Source organism: Actinomadura sp. J1-007 (genome assembly GCF_009793335.1).
In the GTDB taxonomy this organism is placed as follows: domain Bacteria; phylum Actinomycetota; class Actinomycetes; order Streptosporangiales; family Streptosporangiaceae; genus Spirillospora; species Spirillospora yumaensis.
The window spans coordinates 913517-930206 of the sequence record NZ_WING01000002.1; the positions used below are offsets into that span (position 1 = coordinate 913517).

The 16690-nt window shown below is 72.2% G+C and carries 14 protein-coding genes; 9 read left to right on the plus strand and 5 right to left on the minus strand.

Translation table 11 applies throughout. The features are described 5' to 3' along the window. The first annotated feature begins 36 nt into the window (after positions 1 to 36). The 7 genes from GEV43_RS38155 to GEV43_RS38185 all read left to right on the plus strand — a co-directional run bounded on the left by GEV43_RS38155 (position 37) and on the right by GEV43_RS38185 (position 8330). Positions 37 to 714, plus strand: a complete 678-nt coding sequence (locus GEV43_RS38155) for an HAD family phosphatase (RefSeq protein WP_309240151.1) — start codon at positions 37 to 39, stop codon at positions 712 to 714. 560 nt (positions 715 to 1274) lie between these two features. After that, entirely contained in the window at positions 1275 to 1613 is a 339-nt protein-coding gene (locus GEV43_RS38160) for a hypothetical protein (protein WP_309240152.1), read from the plus strand. A 529-nt stretch (positions 1614 to 2142) separates the two neighbouring features. Next, complete coding sequence (locus GEV43_RS38165) at positions 2143 to 3147, plus strand: ABC transporter permease (RefSeq protein WP_160825544.1); 1005 nt, start codon at positions 2143 to 2145, stop codon at positions 3145 to 3147. A 37-nt stretch (positions 3148 to 3184) separates the two neighbouring features. Further along, complete coding sequence (locus tag GEV43_RS38170; RefSeq protein WP_160825545.1) at positions 3185 to 4939, plus strand: ABC transporter substrate-binding protein; 1755 nt, start codon at positions 3185 to 3187, stop codon at positions 4937 to 4939. 90 nt (positions 4940 to 5029) lie between these two features. Beyond that, on the plus strand, positions 5030 to 6028 hold the full coding sequence (locus GEV43_RS38175) for an ABC transporter permease (protein WP_164717262.1): 999 nt from the start codon (positions 5030 to 5032) through the stop codon (positions 6026 to 6028). After that, positions 6028 to 7158, plus strand: a complete 1131-nt coding sequence (locus GEV43_RS38180) for an ABC transporter ATP-binding protein (protein WP_160825546.1) — start codon at positions 6028 to 6030, stop codon at positions 7156 to 7158. Before GEV43_RS38175 ends, GEV43_RS38180 begins: the two co-directional genes overlap by 1 nt. Positions 7159 to 7265: 107 nt before the next feature. Beyond that, a complete protein-coding gene (locus GEV43_RS38185) occupies positions 7266 to 8330 on the plus strand; it encodes an ABC transporter ATP-binding protein (RefSeq protein ID WP_175251113.1) in 1065 nt (354 codons plus the stop codon). 127 nt (positions 8331 to 8457) lie between these two features. Here the strand turns inward: GEV43_RS38185 and GEV43_RS52215 are convergent, their stop codons facing one another. Next, positions 8458 to 9456 carry a DUF5937 family protein gene (locus GEV43_RS52215; protein WP_160825548.1) on the minus strand — a complete coding sequence of 333 codons (999 nt, stop codon included), beginning with the start codon at positions 9454 to 9456 and terminating at the stop codon, positions 8458 to 8460. Between the two features lie 66 nt (positions 9457 to 9522). On the opposite strand from GEV43_RS52215, the gene GEV43_RS38195 reads away from it, so the two are divergent. Both GEV43_RS38195 and GEV43_RS47430 read left to right on the plus strand, forming a co-directional pair. Beyond that, entirely contained in the window at positions 9523 to 10332 is an 810-nt protein-coding gene (locus GEV43_RS38195) for a hypothetical protein (RefSeq protein WP_175250987.1), read from the plus strand. Then, positions 10281 to 10814, plus strand: coding sequence for an MFS transporter (locus GEV43_RS47430; RefSeq protein WP_175250988.1), 534 nt, complete (start codon positions 10281 to 10283; stop codon positions 10812 to 10814). Before GEV43_RS38195 ends, GEV43_RS47430 begins: the two co-directional genes overlap by 52 nt. Before the next feature lie 78 nt (positions 10815 to 10892). Here GEV43_RS47430 and GEV43_RS38200 read toward each other — a convergent pair whose 3' ends face one another. The 4 genes from GEV43_RS38200 to GEV43_RS52220 all read right to left on the minus strand — a co-directional run bounded on the left by GEV43_RS38200 (position 10893) and on the right by GEV43_RS52220 (position 16615). Then, on the minus strand, positions 10893 to 13385 hold the full coding sequence (locus tag GEV43_RS38200) for an ABC transporter permease (RefSeq protein ID WP_241684197.1): 2493 nt from the start codon (positions 13383 to 13385) through the stop codon (positions 10893 to 10895). Beyond that, positions 13382 to 14176, minus strand: coding sequence for an ABC transporter ATP-binding protein (locus GEV43_RS38205; RefSeq protein ID WP_160825549.1), 795 nt, complete (start codon positions 14174 to 14176; stop codon positions 13382 to 13384). The genes GEV43_RS38200 and GEV43_RS38205 overlap by 4 nt, the downstream gene beginning before the upstream one ends. Positions 14177 to 14592: 416 nt before the next feature. After that, entirely contained in the window at positions 14593 to 15273 is a 681-nt protein-coding gene (locus GEV43_RS38210) for a response regulator transcription factor (protein ID WP_160825550.1), read from the minus strand. 124 nt (positions 15274 to 15397) lie between these two features. After that, a complete protein-coding gene (locus GEV43_RS52220) occupies positions 15398 to 16615 on the minus strand; it encodes a sensor histidine kinase (RefSeq protein ID WP_160825551.1) in 1218 nt (405 codons plus the stop codon). Positions 16616 to 16690 lie beyond the last annotated feature (75 nt).

Consider the following 16690-nt stretch of genomic DNA (forward strand, 5'->3'; position numbering starts at 1 on the left):
CTGTGGTTCTTTCGTCTGTGGGGGAGGAACGTGAGCGTGGGCGAGGACACCGGCCGGGGACTCCAGGCCGTCCTGTTCGACATGGACGGGCTGCTGATCGACTCCGAGCGGCTCTGGCTGGAGGTCGAGACCGAGGTCATGGCCTGGCTGGGCGGCACGTGGGGGCCCGAGCAGCAGGAGCAGCTCGTCGGCGGGTCCGTGGGGATCGCCGCGCGGCTGATGCTCGATCTGACGGGCGCGGACGTCCCGCCTGAGGAGGTCGCGCGGCGGATGGTGGACGGCATGGTCGAGCGGCTCAGCGCGTGCGTGCCGATGATGCCGGGCGCGAAGGAGCTGCTGGCCGAGGTCCGCGCGGCGGGGATGCCGTCGGCGCTGGTGTCCTCCAGCCACCGGCGGCTGATCGAGCCGGTGCTCGACGCGATCGGCCGCGAGCACTTCACGCTGTCGGTGGCGGGCGACGAGGTCGAGCGCACCAAGCCCGACCCGGCGCCGTACGTGAAGGCCACCGGACTGCTCGGGGCCGACCCCGGCCGCTGCGTGGTGCTGGAGGACTCCCCGAACGGCCTGGCCGCCGCCGAGGCCGCCGGATGCCGCACGGTCGCGGTGCCGGGGATGCTGCCGATCCCGGAGGCCCCCGGCCGCACGGTCGTGGCGTCCCTGCGCGAGGTCGACCTGGCACGGCTCGCGTCGCTGGTCGCCCCCGGCGCGGCCTGAGGCGCCGCCGTACGGGCCCGCCGTACGGGCCCGCCGTACGGGCCCCGCCGGACGGCCCCGCGCGGCCCGCGCGGCGTTCCGGAAACGGCGGGGCCGGGAAAGTTCCCACCTTCCATGATCTTCTACCGCTTCGACGTCGAACCGTTGCGGGACGTTGATCTGCCCGCGAGGCGGGCACGCGCCCCTCGGACGGCCGCGGTCGCGGTCTCGGCCGGGGGAAGGGTGCGGGCATCGCGGGTGTTACGGGCGTCAGGGGGAGGGCGCCGGTCCGCGCCGCCGGGAGGCGGGTACCGGACGGGCCCTGCCTCCTAGGGGGCGGACCCTAAGGGGCGGGTACCGCGCAGGGAGGAGGCGGTGCGCGCCACAAACCGTCCGCCGGTAGGAGCGGCATCGGGCGGGATACGTGTGACCATGGGGAGCAGCTGACCATGGGAGCAGCATCGTACGGATTGAGGGGCCGGCATGAGCGACGGAGTCATTTTCGCGATCAGCCTGGGGTCACCCTGCTGGGGCTGTTCGCCAGCTGGGGGGTCTACCGCCGCAAGGGCGCGGCGTCCGGGATGCGCGGCGCGGCGTGGTCGCTGGTCCCGGTCGCCGCCGCGATGACGGGGGTGACCGAGTTCTTCGTCGACCTGGCGTTCAGCCCCGTGAAGTGGGCGGGCGTGACGGTCGCGGGCCTCGCGGTGCTGCTGTACCTGACGTCCGGCGCGATGCTGAGCCGCCGCGACCCGGGCGCGGGCAAGGGCGGCAAGGCCGCGCCCGCGCCGAAGGAGCCGAAGGCCGCCAAGCGCAAGGGCGGCGGCGGGTCCCAGGGCGAGATCGGGCAGGGCGCGCCCGCGGGCATGGACCCGGACCTCGCGGAGATCGAGAAGATCCTCCGCGACCGCGGGATCCAGTGACCGGCGTTCACTGACCGGCGCGTCCGTGACCGGCCGCGGGACGGCCGTCCGGCGGCCGCTCGGCGGTGACCTCCAGACGAGCGGCGCGGCGGCCGGCGGGGCCGCCGCGCACCTTTCCGGCCATGCCGCGGGCCGGGACCTCTCCGCGCGAGGCGGGGGGCGTCCCGGCCCGTCTTTTGTGCGCGGAACCTCGCTGACCTGCGGATGATCGGTCTCAGAACGGACTCAGTCCGGTAAAGGTTCCTGGTCTAGACCGGTTTCGGCTTGCCGAGCACCCCGTCCGCCTACGTACTATTCGGGCGCTTTGTCCGATGTGTTGTCCGTATCACGTGTGCCCAAGATGACGACGAGATCACAAGTCAGAAACGGGTACTGGCGAGAGTCGCTTCACGGATGGACAGTCGTGCCCGAAGTACTAGGTTTCCCTCCAGCAAACGCGGCGTAACGGGCACGGGGGAGCGGACGATCTCCGCGGCCGCCTGGCGTTGCGCCGGCGGCAGCGTGGCCGAAGGGGTAGGAGGTACGGAGCGTGACCGCACCGATCGAGGTGTCCGGCTCGGATTCCGAAGCACAGCCGGACGCCGTCCTTGAGGGCGTCGGTCGCAAGGCGATCGAGGGACGATCCCTCGGGCAGATCGCGTGGATGCGGCTGCGGCGCGACAAGGTGGCCATCGGCGGCGGCTTCGTCGTCCTGCTCCTGATCATCGTGTCCCTGCCGGGCGTGACCCCGCTGCTCGCGGGCTGGTTCGGCAGCCCGCCGAACGAGTTCCACCAGAACCTGGTGGACGCGACGCTGGGCAGCCCCACCAAGCCGTTCGGCGGCGTGAGCGCCGACCACATCTTCGGCATCGAGCCCATCAACGGCCGCGACCTGTTCAGCCGCATCCTGTACGGCGCGCGGGTCTCGATCCTCATCGGCGTCCTCGCGACCCTGGTCTCGGTCGTGATCGGCACCGTGATGGGGATCATCGCCGGCTACTTCGGCGGGTGGGTCGACACCCTGATCGCCCGCACGATGGACGTCTTCCTCGCCTTCCCCCTGGTGCTGTTCGCGATCTCGCTGGTCGGCGTCATCCCGAACGACCTGTGGGGGCTGGAGGGCAACAACCTCCGCATCGCGATCCTGGTGTTCATCATCGGCTTCTTCAACTGGCCCTACATCGGCCGGATCATCCGCGGGCAGACGCTGTCGCTGCGGGAGCGGGAGTTCGTGGACGCGGCCCGCAGCATGGGCGCCCGCAACTCCTACATCCTGTTCAAGGAGATCCTGCCGAACCTGGTCGCGCCGATCCTGGTGTACTCCACGCTGCTCATCCCGACCAACATCCTCTTCGAGGCCGCCCTGTCGTTCCTCGGCGTCGGCATCAACCCGCCCGACCCCTCGTGGGGCGGGATGCTGTCGCAGGCCACCGAGCTGTACTCGGTCGCTCCTCACTTCGTGATCGTCCCCGGTCTCGCGATCTTCGTCACGGTCCTCGCCTTCAACCTGTTCGGCGACGGCCTGCGCGACGCCCTGGACCCACGAGCCCGTTGACCCCCGGCGAACGTCCGGTATTAGCGAAAGGGAACTGATGAGATCTCCCAAGGTGGTGACAGGCGCGACGGCCGGGTTCGTCGCACTGAGCCTGGGGCTGTCCGCCTGCGGTGGTGGCGACGACGGCGACGACAAGGGCGGCAGCGGCAAGTTCAACGCCGGCGCCACCGCCGTCGCGAACCCGTCCGACCACAAGGGCGGCGTGCTCAAGATGGCCCAGCCGGACGACTTCGAGTCGCTGGACCCGGCCAACATCTACTACGCCTACGGCCTCAACTTCGTCAGGCTGTTCTCCCGCACCCTGATGACCTACTCGTCCAAGCCGGGCATCGCCGGGACCGAGATGGTCCCCGACCTGGCCGAGGCCAAGGGCGTTCCGAGCGACGGCCAGAAGACCTGGACCTACAAGCTCAAGCGCGGCGTCAAGTACGAGGACGGCACCGAGATCAAGGCCAAGGACATCAAGTACGCGGTCGCGCGCACCTTCGACCGCGGCGTCCTGCACAACGGCCCGTCCTACTTCTCGCAGCTCCTGGCCGCCGAGGGCTACAAGGGCCCGTTCAAGGACAAGAACCTCGACGCCTTCAAGGGCGTCGAGACCCCCGACGACTACACGGTCGTGTTCAAGCTGAAGCGGCCCTTCAGCGAGTTCGACCAGGTCGTCGGCTTCAGCGGGCAGACCGCCCCGGTGCCGGCCGACAAGGACAAGGGCGTGCGCTACGGCATGCACCCGGTGTCCAGCGGCCCGTACAAGCTGGAGGCGGACTACCAGGCGAAGAAGGGCGGCACGCTCGTCCGCAACTCCAACTGGGACCCGTCGACCGACCCCAACCGCAAGCAGCTCCCGGACAAGATCGAGGTCCAGTCCGGGCTGAAGGCCGAGGAGATCGACAGCCGCCTGCTCGCGGGCACGGTGCAGGTCGACCTGCCGGGCTCGGGCGTCCAGGCCGCGGCGCGGCAGGAGATCCTGACCAAGCCGAAGCTGAAGGCCAACGCCGACAACCCGGTCGCGGGCTTCCACTGGTACCTGCCGATCAACACCAAGAACATCCCGAACGTCGACTGCCGCAGGGCGATCGTGTACGCGGCCGACCGCTCGGCGATGTACCGCGCCTACGGCGGTGAGGTCGGCGGCGTGATGGCCACGTCCATCCAGCCCCCGGCCATCCCCGGCCGCGACAAGGGCACGGACATGTTCACCAAGGCCGACCCGAACTTCACCGGCGACCCGACGCAGGCCAAGGCCGCCCTCGCCAAGTGCGGCAAGCCGAACGGGTTCTCCACGGTCATGACCTTCCGCAGCGACCGGCCGAAGGAGAAGGCGACCGCCGAGGCGCTGAAGCAGGCCCTCGACAAGGTCGGCATCAAGCTGGAGCTCAAGGGCTACCCGTCGGGCACCTACACCAACGAGCAGCTCGGCGCGCCGAAGTTCGTCGCCAAGGAGAACGTCGGCATCGGCACCTACGGCTGGCAGCCCGACTGGAGCACCGGCTACGGCTACCTCCAGCCGATCTCCGACGTCAAGGCGATCGTGCCCACGGGCAACGCCAACAACGCCGAGATCGACGACCCGCAGATCAACAAGATGTGGACCGACGTGACGGCGATCGCGGACCCGGCGCAGCGCGCCAAGGTCTACAACCAGATCGACGCCCGCATCCGGGACCAGGCGTACATCCTGCCGAACGTCTACGCCAAGTCGCTGCTGGTCCGTCCGCCGAACCTGACGAACGTGTACTTCCACCAGGGCTACGGCATGTACGACTACGCCAACCTCGGCGTCACCGGCTGAGCGCGGTTCCGCACTACCTGAGAGAAGGCAGGTGAAGGCATAGGGCGGCCGCCGGGGTCGATCCCCCGGCGGCCGCCCGCGCCGGACACTGTGGTCGCATTCATTGTTCGCCGCCTGCTGGGCGCGGTGGGGCTGCTCCTCATCATCAGCGCGGTGACGTTCGCCATCTTCTTCCTCGTGCCGAAGGCCGCGGGAGTCACCAGCGACGACCTCGCGGGTCGCTTCGCGGGCCGGCAGCCCGACGCCGCCACCCTGGCGGCCATCAAGGACCGGTTCGGGCTGGACGACCCCGTCCCGGTCCAGTACGGGAAGTACATCAAGTCGATCGTCGCGGGCGACACCTACGACACCGGCACCGAGAAGATCGACTGTCCGGCGCCCTGCCTGGGCTACTCGTTCCGGACCAACCAGTCGGTGCTGGACCAGATCCTCGACCGCGCGCCGGTCACCCTGATGATCACGCTCGGCGCCGCGGTGCTGTGGATCCTGGCCGGCGTGTCGATCGGCGTGATCTCCGCGCTGAAGCGCGGCACGATCTTCGACCGGGCCGCGATGAGCGTGGCGCTGGCGGGCGTGTCGCTGCCGGTGTTCTTCACCGGCCTGCTGTCGCTGGCGTTCGTGGTCCACAGCTGGAACCTGCTGCCGGAGGTGAACTACCGGGGGCTCGGCGACAACCCGTTCAACCTCCTGCTGCCGTGGATCTGCCTCGCGTTCCTCTACGCGGCGCTGTACGCGCGGCTCACCCGCGCGGGCATGCTGGAGACCATGAACGAGGACTTCATCCGCACGGCCCGCGCGAAGGGCCTGCCGGAGCGGACGGTCGTGGTCAAGCACGGCCTGCGCGCGTCGCTCACGCCGATCATGACCGTGTTCGGCCTGGACCTCGGGCTGCTGCTCGGTGGCGCGATCATCACCGAGAAGACCTTCTCCATCCCGGGTCTCGGCCAGCTCGCGCTGGACGGCATCTTCCAGAGCGACCTGCCGGTCGTGCTGGGCGCGACCATGACCGCCGCGCTGTTCATCGTCCTCGCCAACCTGGTCGTGGACATCCTGTACGGCGTGGTCGACCCGAGGGTGAGGCACAGCTGATGGCGGCGGACAAGCACGCTGCGGGCAAGCGGGCCGGGGCCGAGCGCGACGCGAAGGCCGCCGAGCTGATCAACGCGGTCCCGGGCGAGGAGGGCGGCGGGCGCGGCGCGCCGTCGGCCTTCCTGGAGGTCCGGGACCTGAAGATCCACTTCCCGACCGACGACGGGCTGGTCAAGTCCGTCGACGGCCTGTCGTTCCAGCTGGAGCGCGGCCGGACGCTCGGCATCGTGGGCGAGTCGGGCTCGGGCAAGAGCGTCACGAGCCTCGGCGTCCTCGGCCTGCACAACCGGCGCAACGCGAAGGTGTCCGGGGAGATCTGGCTGGACGGCCAGGAGATCGTCCAGGCGAGCCCGGACGAGGTGCGGCGGCTGCGCGGCCGGAAGATGGCGATGATCTTCCAGGACCCGCTGTCGGCGATGCACCCCTTCTACACGGTGGGCCACCAGATCATCGAGGCGTACCGGGTGCACAACGACGTCTCCAAGCAGGTCGCGCGCAAGCACGCGATCGACATGCTCGGCCGCGTCGGCATCCCGAAGCCGGACCAGCGGGTGGACGACTACCCGCACCAGTTCTCCGGCGGCATGCGGCAGCGCGCGATGATCGCGATGGCGCTGTCCTGCGACCCCGAGCTGCTGATCGCCGACGAGCCGACCACCGCGCTGGACGTCACGGTGCAGGCGCAGATCCTCGACCTGATCCGCGACCTCCAGCAGGAGTTCAACTCCGCGATCATCATGATCACCCACGACCTGGGCGTGGTCGCCGAGCTGTCGGACGACATCCTGGTGATGTACGCGGGCCGCTGCGCCGAGTACGCCTCGGTGGACGACGCGTTCCACCGGCCGCTGCACCCGTACACGTGGGGTCTGCTCGGCTCGATGCCGCGGCTGGACCGGGAGCGGACCGAGCGGCTGCTGCCGATCAAGGGGACGCCGCCGAGCCTGATCAACGTGCCGGACGGCTGCGCGTTCAACCCCCGGTGCGCCTACCGGGACCTCAACGACGGCAAGAGCACGACCGAGCGGCCGGAACTGCGCGAGCTCGAACCGGGGCACAAGGCGGCGTGCCATCTCCCGCTGGAAAGACGCCGGGAGATCTGGAACGACGAGATCGCGCCGAAGCTGTGACGAGCACGGGTGGGAACACTGTGAGCGAATCGAAGACGGCGGCCTCGGGCGCCGACACCGCCGCGTCCGCGGCCGGGAAGCCGGCGCCGAAGCCGACCGGCGAGCCGTTGCTGGAGGTCGAGAACCTCGGCAAGCACTTCCCGGTGACGGCCGGGATCCTGCGCCGCCAGGTCGCGGCGGTGAAGGCCGTCGACGGGGTGTCGTTCTCGGTCCGCAAGGGCGAGACGCTCGGCGTGGTGGGCGAGTCGGGCTGCGGCAAGTCCACCACCGGCCGGATGATCATGCGGCTGCTGGCGCCGAGCTTCGGGAAGATCACCTTCGAGGGCAACGACATCACCTCGATGTCGCAGGGGCGGCTCCGGCCGCTCCGCCGCGACCTCCAGATGATCTTCCAGGACCCGTACTCGTCGCTGAACCCGCGCAAGACGGTCGGCGCGATCGTCGGGGCCCCGTTCCGGCTCCAGAGCATCGAGACCGAGAACGGGGTGAAGAAGGCCGTCCAGGAGATCCTGGAGATGGTCGGCCTGAACCCCGAGCACTACAACCGCTATCCGCACGAGTTCTCGGGCGGCCAGCGGCAGCGCATCGGGATCGCGCGCACGCTCGCGCTCAAGCCGAAGCTGATCGTGGCCGACGAGCCGGTGTCGGCGCTGGACGTGTCGGTGCAGGCCCAGGTCGTCAACCTGCTGGAGGACCTCCAGGACGAGCTCGGCCTGACGTACGTGGTGATCGCGCACGACCTGTCGGTGGTGCGGCACATCGCCGACCGGGTCGCGGTCATGTACCTCGGCAAGCTGGTGGAGATCGCCGACCGCACCGACCTGTACGAGCGGCCGATGCACCCGTACACCAACGCGCTGCTGTCGGCGGTGCCGGTGCCCGACCCGTCCAAGCGGGGCGAGCGCAACCGGATCCGGCTCCAGGGCGACGTGCCGAGCCCGCTCGACCCGCCGCCCGCGTGCCGGTTCCACACCCGCTGCTGGAAGGCGCAGGACATCTGCAAGCAGGTGGAGCCGCCGCTGGTGGAGCTGAGCCCGGGGCACCAGGCCGCGTGCCACTTCCCGGAGAACACCACGGTCAGCGCGACCGACGAGGTCGCCAAGGCCGCGGTGGCGCCCGGCACGGCCGCCGCGCCGGCCGCGCCCGCCGACGACGCGCCGGCGGAGAGCTGAGCGGACCGCGCCGCCGCCTCTGACGGCGGCGCCCGGCGCGCCTCCCGCGCCGTACGGGCCCGGACCTGCGAGGTCCGGGCCCGACCCGTATTCGCGCCGCCCCGCCGTCGCGCCGCCCCGCCGTCGCTCAGCGGCCGGCCTCGGCGGGCGTCGTCTGGGCGAGCGCGTCGCCCAACGGCGTGCGGCGGTACAGCACCTCGCGGCCGTTCCGCGACTTCTCCAGCAGCCCCGCCCGGCGCAGGACGGCGAGATGGTCGCCGACGGCGCCGGGCGCCATGCCGAGGGCCCGCGCGGTACGCGTCGTTCCGGCGGGCTCCTCCAGGGCCAGCAGGATCCGCGCGCGGGCGCGCCCGAGCAGGTCGGCGAGCGCGCCCGGCGGCACGGGCGGCGCGGCCTCCCAGAGGGCCGCGATGCCGCGGGCCGGATAGATCAGGGCGTTCGGCCACGGCTCCTCGGTGTACGCGGCGATGTGCGGCCACACGAACACCGACGGGACGAGCAGCAGCCCGCGCCCGCCGAGCGGGACCCGCGCGCCGGACTTCGTGCGCAGCAGCTCGATCCCGCCGTCGCGCCACCGCACCCGGGGGTGCAGGTCGCGGAGGGCGGCCTCCCAGCCGCCGCGGCTGAGCCGCCCGGCGCGGTGCAGGACGTCGCTCTCGCAGAGCGCGCGGAGCCGCGGCCAGTCGGCGGCGAGCAGCGCGTCCCAGGCGGCCTCCAGCGCGTCCGCGGCCCGCGCGGTGACGTCGGGGGACTCCAGGACGTCCAGCACGCGCCGGTCGGCGACCGCGCGCCCGGCGAGGGCCTCGGCGATCTCCCGCCGCGCGACGTCCAGGGGCGTGGCGCGGACGCGGGCGAGGTCGCCGTCGACGCTCTGCGCGAGGCCGTCCGGGGGAGGGGCGGTGAACGCGGCGCCGGTGCGCGGGGTCTGGAGCGCGAGGACGGCGTCGAGGTCGGTGCCCGCCCGCAGCCGCCGGTACGCGGGCAGCAGCCGCCTCCTCCACGCGGCGGGCAGGGAGTGCGAGCCGACGCCCGACAGCGCGCGCAGCAGGCCGTCGAGCTCGAACAGCGGCGACAGCGCGAACCGGCTGTGCAGCAGGTCCTCGGCGCCCGCCTCGAAACGGATCACGCCCCGACCCTACGCCGTGGGACGTAACGTTGGCGCCCGGCGGGCCCCGGGCCCCACAGTGGCCGGATGGTGACGACCGAACCGGGCGCTCCCGGCCGCGCACCGCGCCGCGCCACGTACCGCGACGCGCTCGCCGAGCCGCGCTTCCGGGTGCTGTTCGCGACCCGCACGGTCGCGATCGCGGCGGACACGCTGCGGGTGCTCGCGCTGTCGGTCCTGGTGTACGGGCGGACGGGCTCGCCGCTGCTGGCGTCGGCGGCGTTCGCGGCGGGCTTCCTGCCGCAGCTCGCGGGCGGGGCGCTGCTCGGGGCGCTCGCCGACCGGATGCGGCCCCGGCGGCTGATCGCCGCCGCGTACGCGCTGGAGGCCGCGGCGGCGCTGGTCCTCGCGCTGCTGGACCCGCCGGTCGCGGCGGCGCTGGCGCTGGTGGCGCTGATCGCCTGCGCGACGCCGCTGTTCGCGGGCGCGTCGAACCGGCTGGTCGCCGACGTCCTCACCGGCGACGCGTACGTGCTGGGCCGGTCGCTGATGACGATCGCGTCGGCGGCGGCGCAGCTTCTCGGGCTGGCGTTCGGGGAGTCGCGGTCGCGGCGCTCGGCCCCCGCCACGCGCTGCTCGCCGCCGGGGCGGCGCACCTGCTGGCGGCGCTGCTGGCCCGGTTCGGGCTGCCGGACCTGCCCGCGCCCCCGCGCGCGGAGGCGCGGTCGCTGGTGGGGGAGAGCTTCACCGGGAGCGTGCGGCTCCTCGCCGACCCGGCCGTCCGCGCGCTGCTGCTGGCGCAGTGGCTGCCCCCGGCGTTCGTGGCGGGCGCGGAGAGCCTCCTCGTGCCGTACGCGGCGGTGCGCGGCTACCCGGAGGGGACGGCGGCGCTGCTGATGGGCTGCTCGGCGGGCGGGATGCTGCTCGGCAACGTCGCGGGCGCCCGGCTCCTCACCCCCGCCGCCAGGGAACGGCTCGTCGTCCCCCTGATGGCGATGTTCGGCGTGCCGCTGCTGCCGCTGGCGCTGGACGTCCCCGCGGCGCTCGCGGCGCTCCTGATGCTGCTGACGGGCGCGGGCTTCGCGTACGAGCTGGGGATCCAGCGGCCCTTCGTGGACGCCCTGCCCGAGGACGGCAGGGGCCAGGCGTTCGGCCTGCTGTCGACGGGCCTGATGACGTTGCAGGGAACGGGCCCGCTCGTCCTCGGCGGGGTGGCGGAGTTCGTCCCCGTGGGCGGGACGCTGGCCGTCGCGGGCGCGTGCACGCTGGTGATCGCGCTGCTCCTCCGCGCCCCGCTCACGCGCGCCCGGACCGTCCCGGCGCCCGAGCCTGAACCCGCGCCGGCCCCTGCGACGGTGGAGCCGCGCGAGGCGTCGTGAACGGTCCGGGGAAGCGGCAGGGCTCCCCGCCGCTCCGGTGTGGCGGAGGCGGCGGGGAGCCCTGGGCCCGTTCCCGGGTCACTCGCTGGAGATGGCCTTCAGGACGTCCATCCGCCCGGCCCGCCACGCCGGCCACAGCGCGGCCAGCACGCCGATGACCGCGGCGACGAGCAGGTAGGCGACCAGCGTCCCGTACGGCACGGCCAGCTCGCTCAGCCCGTCGTCCTTCAGGGACTGCTGGACGGCCGCGCCGAACGCGACGCCGATGCCCATGCCGAGCACCGCCCCGAACACCGCGATCACGATCGACTCGACCCGGATCATCCGGCGGAGCTGGCGGCGGCTGATGCCGATCGCGCGCAGCAGCCCGATCTCCCGGGTCCGTTCGATCACCGACAGCGCCAGGGTGTTGACCACCCCGACCGCCGCGATGATCACCGACATGACCAGCAGGATCGTCAGGAACGACACGAACGCGTCCACCTGCTTGCGGGCGTCCTTCTTCAGCGCCGCCTGGTCGGACACCTTGAGGTTCGGGTAGTCCTTCAGGGTGCTCTCGATCGCCGTCTTGGTCGCCGCGTCGGTGCTCGCCGCGTTGACGATCACGACGTCGACCTCGGGGCGGGCGGTGTGCGCCCGGTACACCGACTCGGGGATCACGCGCGGCCCGATGATGTCGCTCTTGGCGTAGATCCCGGTGACCTTGAGAATCTGCGTCCGGCCGTCGGTGAACTGCACGGGCACGTTGCTCCCGACCGTCCACTTCTGCTTCTTGGCCGAATCCTCGTCGACCATCATCCCGTCGCGGCCTAGCGTCGCCGTCCCCGACTTCACCTCCAGCTTCGCGGCCGACTTGATCGTGGCGGCGCTGCCCGCGATGTACGACGCCTTCCTGCCGTTGATCTTCGCGTCGCCCGCGAACATCGGCGTCGCGTCGTCCACGCCCGGCGTGCCCGCGACCTTCTTCGCGACCTCCTCGCCGATGCCTCCGCCGCCGTCGGGCTGGATGAGGTAGTCGGCGCCGAACTGCTTGTCGACCTGCGACTCGATCGAGGTGCGCATCGAGGCGCCCATCACGTTCACCACCGTGATCAGCGCGAGGCCGATCATCAGCGCGGCGGCGGTCGCGGCGGTGCGGCGCGGGTTGCGCAGCGCGTTCTGCTGCGCGAGCCGTCCCGGCGTGCCCAGCACCTTGGCGAACGGCGCCGACAGCACCCGCACCACCGGCACGCTGATCACCGGCGCGAGCATCGCGATGCCGATGAACACCAGGAACGCGCCGACGCCGACCAGGGCGACCGGGTTGCCGCCGCCCCCGCCGAGGCCGACGCCGACCAGCGCCGCGCCGATCAGGACGAGCAGCCCGCCGAGCGCCACCCGGATCCGCAGCGACCGCTGCGGCAGCGCCACGTCGTCGCGCATCGCCGCGACCGGCGGGATCTTCGCGGCGCGCCGCGCCGGGAAGTACGCCGACGCCACCGTGACGAGGATCCCGATCGCGTACGACGAGACCACCGGCGTCGCGGTGAACACCAGCGACGCGTCGCCCATCTGGCTCTGGAGCAGCGCCGCCAGGCCCGCGCCGGCCGCCAGGCCGAACGTGGAGCCGACGAAACCGACCGCGACGGCCTCGCCGATCACCGCCCGCGTCACCTGCGGGCGCCCGGCGCCGATGGCGCGCAGCAGCGCCAGCTCCCGGGTGCGCTGCGCGACCAGCATCGAGAAGGTGTTGAAGATGATGAACGCCCCGACGAAGATCGAGATCAGCGCGAACACCAGCAGGAACGTCCGGAAGAAGCCCATGAACTCGGCGACGTCGCTCTTGCTCTCCTCGCGGAGCTTCTCGCCGGTGACCGCCTCCATCCCGGCCGGCAGCACCTTCGCCACGCGGTCGCGCAGCTCGGCCTCGCCCGGTCCGGTCGTGCCCATCTCGATGTCGCTGAAGTAGCCGGGCTTCAGCAGCAGCCGCTGCGCGGTCGGGGTGTCGAACGCGGTGACGGTCGCGCCCATCATGTTCCCGATGTCGATCAGCCCGACGACCCTCATCCGCTGCGGCGGCCCCGCCGTCACGATCTTGACGGTGTCGCCGACCGCGAACCGGCCCTTCTCGGCCGTCCCGGTGTCGAGCGCCACCTCGGCCGGCCCGTTCGGCGCCCGGCCCGACTTCATGTCGTAGGTGCCGCTGCCGGGCGTCCAGGAGGTGCCGAGCTGCGGCGGCCCCTGCCCGCCGCCGATCAGCTTGCCGTCCCGGCCGACGACCGCCGCGTACCCGTTGACGTTGCCGACCGGGTTCTTCACGCCCGGGACGGCCTTGACCTTCTCCAGCACCGACGCCGGGACGGGCCGCGCCGCCGCGCCGTCGTCGTCGGCGTCCACGACCTTCTGGGCCCGCACGTCCACCGCGACGTTCTTGCCGATGTCGTCGAAGAGGTCGTCGAACTGCCGGTTCATCGTGTCGGTGAAGATGAGCGTCCCGGCGACGAACGCCACGCCGAGGATCACCGCCACCGCGGTCAGGACGAGCCTGATCTTGTGCGCCGCGAGGTTGCGGAGCGTGACCTTCCCCATCATCGGGCGCCGACCCCCGGCAGCTCGAAGCCCTTCATGCGCTCCAGCACGCGCTCGGCGGTCGGCTCGGTCATCGTGTCGACGATCTGCCCGTCGGTCAGGAACAGCACCTGGTCGGCGTACGCCGCCGCCGTCGGGTCGTGCGTCACCATCACGATCGTCTGGCCCATCCGGCGCACCGAGTCGCGCAGGAACCCGAGCACCTCGGCGCCCGAGCGCGAGTCGAGGTTGCCGGTCGGCTCGTCCGCGAAGATGATCTCCGGCCGGCTGGCCAGGGCCCGCGCGCACGCGACGCGCTGCTGCTGCCCGCCCGACAGCTCCGTCGGGCGGTGCTTCAGCCGCGGGCGCAGCCCGACCGTGTCGATGACCTGGTCGAGCCACTGCCTGTCGGGCTTGCGGCCGGCGATGTCCATCGGCAGCGTGATGTTCTCCAGCGCGGTCAGCGTCGGCACCAGGTTGAACGCCTGGAAGACGAAGCCGACCTTGTCGCGGCGCAGCCGCGTCAGGTGCTTGTCCTTGAGCCCGGTGACCTGCGTGTCGCCGATGAACACCTGGCCCGAGTCGACCGAGTCGAGCCCGGCCATGCAGTGCATCAGGGTGGACTTGCCGGACCCGGACGGGCCCATGATCGCGGTGAAGCGGCCGCGGGGGATGCCCACGGTCACCCCGTCGAGGGCGACGACCTGGGCGTCGCCGTGGCCGTAGACCTTGGCGACCTGATGGGCCCGTGCGGCGAAGTCGCCCGCCCCGGGCGCGGGGTGCGCGTCAGCGGTCGGTGGGGCGGTGTTCGTCACGTGAACTCCCCTGTCTGCGGTAGAACGCGAAAGATGTGGACGGGGGACCGCGGTTTCCCCCGCCGCGATCCCTAACCCAGAACAGTAGAAGTCCGAAATGCCAGAAGGATGCACCCGGGGGACCGGATTCCCGCTCCACCCTCCGCATGAGGGCCCCCACCCGCGATCGTCCTACTGGAGTAGGGGGCCTATGACTGTGGTCCGGGTCGCCTCAGGGACGTTCCGGCCGCCGCCTCAGGGACGGCCGCCGTCCTCCGCGTCGTCCACCCTGCGAGGCCGCCACGTCACCACTCGGGGGAACGCGCCCCGCCGCCTCAGGGCCCGGCCGCGCAGAGGACACGCGAAACCCACCGGCTCACCCAGAAGGGGAAGGGGGAGTCGCTGCGGGAGGACGTGTCGCTCCCGCGGCGGGGGGGTCAGCTCTGGCCGGGGCGGCTCAGACCCGTCTCGTACGCGTACACGACGGCCTGCACGCGGTCGCGCAGGCCGAGCTTCGCCAGGACGTTGCCGACGTGCGTCTTGACCGTCGTCTCGCTGACGACGAGCTCGGCGGCGATCTCGGCGTTCGACTGGCCCCGCGCGACGTGCGACAGCACCTCGCGCTCGCGCTCGGTGAGGGTGCTCAGGCCGGGCGGCGGCGACGCGTCGCGGACGGCGGGCAGCCGCGTGGCGAACTTGTCGAGCAGCCGCCGCGTCACCGACGGCGCGACGATCGCGTCGCCCTGCGCGACGATGCGGATCGCCGTCACCAGGTCCTCCGGCGGCGAGTCCTTCAGCAGGAACCCGCTCGCGCCCGCCCGCACCGCCTCGATCACGTACTCGTCCAGGTCGAACGTGGTGAGGATCAGCACCCTCGGGTCGTGCGACGCCGCCTCCTCGCGGATGATCCGCCGCGTCGCCTCGATCCCGTCGACGCCCGGCATCCGGATGTCCATCAGCACCACGTCCGGCAGCAGCGAGCGGGTCATCTCCACCGCCGCCGCGCCGTCGCCCGCCTCGCCGACCACCGCGATGTCGGGCTCGGCCTCCAGGATGAGCTTGAAGCCCGTCCGCAGCAGCGGCTGGTCGTCCACGAGCAGCACCCGCACGGTCGTCATCGACTCGCCCCGCCCCGGCCCGCCGGGAACCGGTCCCCACTCGTGATCATCGTTCCCGCTCCTCGCTCGCGCCGCTCATGGCCAATCTATGCCCGCCGGGCCGCACCCGCGCCCCGAGGGCCCGCTACGCCTCCAGCGGGAACCTCGCCCGCACGCCGAACCCGCCGCCGACCCGCGGGCCGATCCTCAGCTCGCCGCCGTACAGCGCGACCCGCTCGTACATCCCGACCAGGCCGTGCCCCGGATTGTCGCCGTTGTCGGCCATGATCGTCGCGGTGCCGCGCCCGTCGTCCTCGATCTCGACCGTCAGGTCCGCGTCGGTGTAGTACAGCCGCACCCACGCGCGGGCCTGCGACCCCGCGTGCTTGAGGGTATTGGTCAGCGCCTCCTGGATCAGCCGGAACGCCGCGACGTCCACCCCGGGCGACGGCGTCCGTGCCTCGCCCTCGATCCAGAGCTGCACCGCCAGGCCCGTCTCCCGGACGTGGTCGAGCAGCTCCCCGAGGTCGCCGAGGCCGGGCTGCGGCGCCAGCTCGCGCCCCGCGGACTCGGCGTCGCGGTCGGTGCGCAGCACCCCGACGATCCGCCGCATCTCGCTCAGCGCCGTACGGCCGACCTCCTCGATCGTGGACATCGCCTCCCGCGCGCTGCCCGCGTCCCGGTCGATGATCCGCCGCGCCGCGCCCGCCTGCACCGTCATCACGCTCACGTGGTGCGCGACCACGTCGTGCAGCTCCCGCGCGATCCGCGACCGCTCCTCGATCCGCGCCGCGCGCGCGTCGGTGCCGCGCGCCCGCTCCAGCCGCGCCGCGCGGTGCTCCAACTCCGCGAAGTACGCCCGCCGCAGCCGCAGGTTGCGGCCGAGCACCCACACCCCCGCCACGAGCGCGCAGTTGGTCACGATCACGATCAGCGACAGGTGCCCCGGCATCGCGACCAGCGTCACGAAGAAGTAGACGAACGCCACCATCCCGCCGAGCGCGCTGTGCGCCAGCCCCCGGTGCACCGCCACGCTGTAGACCGCCACCAGGAACGCCACCACCCCCGGGATCGAGGGCGGGTAGTCCCGGACGGCCATGGCGATCTCGCCGGCGATGATGAACAGCAGCACCGTCACCGGGTACCGCTGCCGGAACGTCAGCGCCATCGTCACCGCCGCCACCAGCAGCCCGTTGACCAGGTCCGGATCGGTGAACCGCGGCGAGCCGTCGGACGCATCCTGGAGGTAGTGCTGCGGGAGCCCCACCAGCAGCAGGCCCGCCGCGATGAGCGCGTCGGTGACCTGCGGACGTACCTGGAGCCAGGCACGGAATGCGTGGAGACCACGGATGCGGGGTGACACAATTCTCACCCTAGGAGGTCGTGCCAGGTGGCGAGCCCTCCTGAACGCGGATCTGCGATCCTCCCCAAGGAGGAC